Annotated in this window: 1 pseudogene; it reads right to left on the reverse strand. The window is 63.1% G+C overall.

The features are described from left to right. A pseudogene (gene traA, locus C7477_RS18635) lies at window positions 1-1,452 on the reverse strand (Ti-type conjugative transfer relaxase TraA); the annotation flags it as partial. Window positions 1,453-1,684: the final 232 nt, after the last annotated feature.

Genomic DNA, 1,684 nt, shown 5'->3' on the forward strand with positions numbered 1-1,684 from the left:
CGGAACGCTGCGCCTGCCTCGATAGCCTGCAACTGCTGCGGATCGCCAACCAGCACCACCTTGGCCCCAGCCTCCGCCGCATGGGACAGAACTCGCTCCATCTGGCGCGTACCGACCATGCCCGCCTCGTCGATGACAAGCACATCGCGGGCGGTGAGCAGGTCTCGGCCCTGTTGCCAGCCGTGTTCCATGCTGGCGATGGTGCGTGAAGCGATGCCCGATCCGCTTTCAAGGTTTTCCGCCGCGATGCCGGACAAGGCGACGCCGCGAACCTCGTAGCCTGCCGCTTCCCATGCCTCGCGCGCCACGCCCAGCATCGCGCTCTTTCCCGTCCCGGCATAGCCGACGACAATGCCAAGACCGCACCCATCGGTGACATGCGCCAGCGCGTCGGCCTGCTCGTTGGACAAGAACAGCCCGCGCTGCCCGGCGCGAGCCAAAGCGGCCATGCGCTCCGTGTCGTTCACCGCATGGCGCTCGCGCTCCGCCATCAATTCCGCCGCGTGGTGCAGGCGCTGTTCCGTCTCGATCATGGCGCGCGTAGTGAAGCGGTCGTTGCCGAAAGAATCCTTGCCCAGTTCCACCAGATCGGGCGATTTAGCCATCGCGCCCATCACCTCGTTGAACTGATCAATCCCGTCGCTGTGCCGATGCGCGAACATTGCCATGTCCCGCCGGGTGAAGGTCGATTGCTGGTGTGTGATGGCGTCCAATGCGATGGAGGCATCAGCAATGATGCGTTCGCCGTTGTTGCGGGCGATTTCGCGGTGCAGTTCCGCACGGTCCGCCGCCTCAACGCCTTCGCCCTCGATGCGCTGCGCAGGCGCGCCGATCTGGGTTTGCGGCTCCAGCGCAATGCCTTGTTCTTCCAGGCTGCGATGATCGATGCGTGCGTCAATGTCGAGTTCGGCAAGGCGTTCATTGGCAAGCTCGGCCCAACGCTCCCGCCAGCGTTCGACCATTTCGGTGCGGTTCCAGTCACGCACCTTCTGGCCGAAACCGTTCTCGTCAACTGACCGCATGGTGAGCATGACATGAGCGTGGGGTTTGGGTAGGCCGTCCTCGCCAATATCCCAATGCACATTAAGATCGGCAATCATGCCATGATCCACGAATTCGGCCTTGCACGAAATCGCGGGCAAGTTCGATCCCCTGCGCCTGCGTCATCTCGCGCGGCAGGGCGAATTCCACCTCGCGGGCAAGCTGCGCGTCCTTGCGCACCTCGAAGGCTTCGACATCGTTCCACAGCCGCTCGCGGTCGCCCCACGCCTCCGGTGCGTTCTCCGGCAGCAGCATTTCGGAATGGACGACGCCGCGCTTGGCCGAGAAGTCATGGCTGCGGTCGAGCCGGTCGTCGCGCAGCCGCGAGGTCGAACGGTAGGCGGCGGACGCCACCGCGCTGGAGCCGGCCTTGCGGCCAATGACCTTGAGGCAAAGATGATAGATCGCCATCGCGATCCGGACATCAGCACGGCCAAGCGCACGTCGGAACGACGTATAAGCGCGCCCTCCCTCGAAAAAATCTCGGCAAGGATTATCCAGTGCCAGACCGTCCCGGCAACATAGAAGCATTCCGCAAGGCGCTCAACTATTATCATTGCTCGACCACGAACGAAAATGATGGAGACGGCACATGCGCAAACCGAGGGACTTTGATGCGGAGCTGAAAGCGCTGGAAGACAAG

The sequence above is a fragment of the Paramesorhizobium leguminum genome, assembly GCF_003217235.1.
GTDB lineage: Bacteria > Pseudomonadota > Alphaproteobacteria > Rhizobiales > Rhizobiaceae > Paramesorhizobium > Paramesorhizobium leguminum.